This is a genomic window from Streptomyces beijiangensis (assembly GCF_017315755.1).
Taxonomy (GTDB): Bacteria; Actinomycetota; Actinomycetes; order Streptomycetales; family Streptomycetaceae; genus Streptomyces; species Streptomyces beijiangensis.
This window is the reverse complement of sequence record NZ_JAFLRJ010000658.1, coordinates 1-4455: the sequence shown is the minus strand read 5'-3', so window position 1 is coordinate 4455 and position 4455 is coordinate 1. Positions and strand designations below refer to the sequence as shown.

Annotated in this window: 2 protein-coding genes; both read left to right on the top strand. The window is 69.0% G+C overall.

What is annotated here, in order from left to right; genetic code table 11:
* On the top strand, window positions 1-1329 hold a 1329-nt coding region (locus tag J0695_RS38005), incomplete at its 5' end, for a GH1 family beta-glucosidase (RefSeq protein ID WP_206969391.1).
* A 9-nt stretch (window positions 1330-1338) separates the two neighbouring features.
* Window positions 1339-4404, top strand: a complete 3066-nt coding sequence (locus J0695_RS38000; RefSeq protein ID WP_206969390.1) for a glycoside hydrolase family 3 protein — start codon at window positions 1339-1341, stop codon at window positions 4402-4404.
* Window positions 4405-4455: the final 51 nt, after the last annotated feature.

The following is a 4455-nucleotide window of genomic DNA, read 5'->3' as shown; positions in this document are numbered from 1 at the left end:
ACCGCCGCGTACCAGATCGAGGGCGCAGCCGCCGAAGACGGCCGCACCCCCTCCATCTGGGACACCTACTGCCGCACCCCCGGCATGGTCGTCCGCGGCGAGAACGGCGACACCGCCTGCGACCACTACCACCGCATGCCCGACGACGTGCAGCTCATCTCCGACCTCTCCGTCGACACCTACCGCTTCTCGCTCGCCTGGCCCCGCATCCAGCCCGGCGGCCGCGGCCCCGCCAACGCCAAGGGCCTCGACTTCTACAAGCGACTCCTCGACGAGCTCGAGACGCGCGCGATCACCCCATGGATCACGCTCTACCACTGGGACCTCCCCCAGGAGCTGGAAGACGCGGGCGGCTGGCCGGCCCGCGACACCGCCTACCGGTTCGCCGAGTACGCCGCCCTCGCCTACGACGCCTTCGGCGACCGGGTGAAGCACTGGACCACCCTCAACGAGCCCTGGTGCTCCGCGATGCTCGGTTACGCGTACGGCGCCCAGGCCCCCGGCCGCCAGAACTTCGGCGACGCGATGAACGCTGTCCACCACCTCCTCCTCGGCCACGGCCTCGCCTCGAAGCACCTCCGCGAGACGGCCGCCGCGAACCACCAGGACCTCGAACTCGGCATCACGCTCAACCTCGGCACCGCGACCCCCGAGACCGACAGCCCCGAGGACGCCGAAGCCTGCCGCCGCGCCGACGGCCTGGGCCGCCGCCTCTACCTCGACCCCGTCACCAAGGGCTCCTACCCGGCCGACGTCATCGCCGACCTGGCCCTCCGTAACGTCGAACTCCCCATCCAGGACGGCGACCTGGAGGTCATCTCCACCCCCCTCGACGTCCTCGGCGTCAACTTCTACCGTGGCTCGCTCTTCTCCGGAGTCACCGAGGAAGGATCCCCCCTCGACGCCGAGGGCCTCCCCGTCACCCGCGGCGTGGAGCGCGATCTCCCCCGTACGGCCATGGACTGGGAGATCACCCCCACCGCCCTCACCGACCTTCTTCTGCGCCTGCAGAAGGACTACGGCCTGCCCACCGTCATCACCGAGAACGGCGCCGCCTTCGACGACGAGGTCGCCCCCGACGGCGAGATCCACGACGCCGACCGCACCACCTACCTCGCCGACCACATCGCCGCTGTCGCCGACGCCCGCGCCCAAGGCGCCGACGTACGCGGGTACTTCGCCTGGTCGCTGCTCGACAACTTCGAGTGGTCCTACGGCTACGACAAGCGCTTCGGGATCGTCCGTGTCGACTACGAGACACAGGAGCGCACCCTCAAGGACAGTGCCAAGTGGTACCGCGACACCATCCGTCTCACTCGTGACAACTGAGGAGCCGCAATGCCTCGCACACGTACGAGATCCAGATCAAGAACAGCGGCACTTACCGCAGCCGCCCTGCTCGCAGCCTTCCTCCCCTTCACCGCGAGCAGCGCTTCCGCGGACGACCCGGCACCCGTCCCCGTGGACCGCTTCGAGGGCGAAGTCCCCTTCGCGAACCAGCCCGCCGAGGGAATCTTCACCTGGGGCGGCAGCTCCACCGACAACCCCACCCTCACTTTCAAGGACCGCAGCGACGCCCCCGAGGGCGCCAAGGTCCTCGAAGGCACGTACAACATCTCCGCGTACGGCGGCTTCTCCCACGACTACGCCGCCGACCAGCCAGGACACGACTGGACGGCCTCCAAGGGCATCCGCTTCTGGTGGTACGGACAGAACACCGCACCCCTGCCGCCAGGATCCGGCAAGAAGATCAACTTCGAGATCAAGGACGGTGGCGCCAGCGGCGAGGCCTCCGAGCTCTGGACGACCTCCTTCACGGACGACTGGGAGGGCTGGCACCAGGTAGAGATCCCCTTCGCGGACTTCGTCTACCGCACCGACTACCAGCCGGTCGGCGGCATCGACCAGGTCCTCGGCCTGGACAAGATGTGGGGTTATGCGCTCACGCTCCCCACCGGCGCCCCGGGCCGGTTCGCCATGGACGACGTGGAGTTGTACGGGAAGGCCGACCCGTCCCTCAAGGTCAGCGTCGCCACGGACGCGGCGGTCTACCCGGTCAAGGAGGGCGACTCCGCCCACATCAAGATCTCCCTGGCCACCACGGGAGCGGCCCCCACCGAGGAGCCGGTCACGGTCGCGTACACGACCGAGGGCGGCACGGCGGACCCCGCCAAGGACTACACGCCCACCTCGGGCACGGTCACCTTCCCGGCCGGTTCGGCCTCCGGCGCCTCGCAGACCGTCACGGTGGCGACCACCAAGGACAAGGTGGCGGCCGAGGAAGCGGAGACGATCCCGCTCAAGCTGACGGTCACCGGCGCGAAGCCCCCGGCCGAGACCCCGCAGGTCGTCATCAACGCGCACGGCCTGCCGTACCAGAACGCCAAGCTTCCCGTGAAGAAGCGCGTCGCGGACCTGCTCTCCCGTCTGTCACCGGCCGAGAAGGCCGGCCAGATGACGCAGGCCGAACGCAATGCCCTCAAGTCCCAGGGAGACATAGCCGGTTACGGCCTCGGCTCGCTCCTCTCGGGCGGCGGCTCGGTCCCGACCCCGAACACGCCCGAAGCCTGGGCGAAGATGGTCGACTCGTACCAGCTGCGCGCCCAGGCGACCCGCTTCCAGATCCCGCTGATCTACGGCGTGGACGCGGTGCACGGCCACAACAACGTCATCGGCTCGACGATCATGCCGCACAACATCGGTCTCGGAGCGACCCGCGATCCGGCGCTCGCCGAGAAGACCGGCGCGGTGACGGCCAACGAGGTGCGCGCGACCGGCATCCCGTGGGACTTCGCGCCCTGCCTCTGCGTCTCGCGCGACGAGCGCTGGGGCCGCACGTACGAGTCGTACGGCGAGGACGCCGCCCTGGTCTCCTCCCTGGAAACAGTGATCCAGGGAATGCAGGGCCGGGCCGACGGCAAGGACCTGTCCCGCAACGACAAGGTGCTCGCCACTGCCAAGCACTTCGTGGGTGACGGCGGTACGGCGTACGGATCGTCGACGACCGGTTCGTACACGGTCGACCAGGGCGTCACCACGGTCACCCGCCAGGAGCTGGAGGCGGTCCACCTCGCCCCCTTCGCCGACGCGGTCAAGCGCGGCATCGGCTCGGTCATGCCCTCGTACTCCTCCCTCGACATCATCGGGGACGACGAGGGCCCGGTGAAGATGCACGCCGACGCCGCAATGATCAATGGGGTGTTGAAGGACCGGATGGGGTTCAAGGGCTTCGTCATCAGTGACTGGCAGGCCATCGACCAGATCCCCGGCGACTACCCGAGCGACGTCCGCACCTCGATCAACGCGGGCCTCGACATGATCATGGTGCCGACCAACTACCAGACCTTCACCGCGACCCTCCAGGACGAGGTGAAGGCGGGCCGGATCGCGCAGTCCCGCATCGACGACGCGGTTAGCCGCATCCTCACCCAGAAGTTCCAGCTCGGCCTCTTCGAGAAGCCTTACGCGGACACGGCGAACCTCTCGAAGGTGGGCTCGGCAGACCACCGCGCGGTGGCCCGTACGGCGGCGGCGGAGTCCCAGGTCCTGCTGAAGAACACCGGAAACGTCCTCCCGCTCAAGCCTTCCCAGAAGGTGTACGTGGCCGGATCCAACGCGGATGACCTGGGCAACCAGGCCGGCGGCTGGACGGTCACCTGGCAGGGCGGCTCCGGCAAGACGACCACCGGCACGACGATCCTCGACGGAATCAAGAAGGACGTCACGGACCCCACCGCCCTCACCTACTCGAAGGACGCGTCGGCCCCGACCACGGGCTATGACGTGGGCGTGGTGGTAGTCGGCGAGAAGCCGTACGCGGAGGGAATCGGCGACGTCGGCAACGGCCACACGCTCGCCCTCACCGCCGCGGACCAGGCGGCGATCGACAAGGTCTGCGCGGCGATGAAGTGCGCGGTCCTGATCGTCTCGGGCCGCCCGCAGCTGATCGGCGACCAGCTCGCCAGGACCGACGCCCTGGTCGCCTCCTGGCTGCCGGGCACGGAGGGCGACGGAGTGGCGGACGTCCTCTACGGCAAGAAGGCCTTCACCGGTCAACTCCCCTTGACCTGGCCGAAGTCGGAGTCGCAGCTGCCGATCAACGTGGGCGATGCGACGTACGATCCCCAGTTCCCGTACGGCTGGGGCCTGACCACTCTCAAGAAGACCCCGCCCGGCGGTGAGGTGACCCTCAGGGCCCTCGCACTCGCGGCGAACTTCGTGAAGGCGGACTCCCCGGCGGGCAAGGAGATCGCGACGGCGGCCCGCCAGATCGTCCAGCAGAAGATCGAGACCCACCTCACCCAGGCGACGTCCAAGCCCTTCGCGGACGCGGACCACCTGCTCCTGACGGGCGACCTGAAGGGGGCGATCGCCAAGCTGACGGCGGCCTACCGGGCAGCCTGACGCGACACCGGAACGGCGAGCGGCGCACACCCTTCACGGGGTGTGCGCCGC

Excerpts from the sequence above, each read along its gene's own strand:
- J0695_RS38000 (WP_206969390.1), top strand. The coding sequence starts at position 1,339 with ATGCCTCGCACACGTACGAGATCCAGATCAAGAACAGCGGCACTTACC.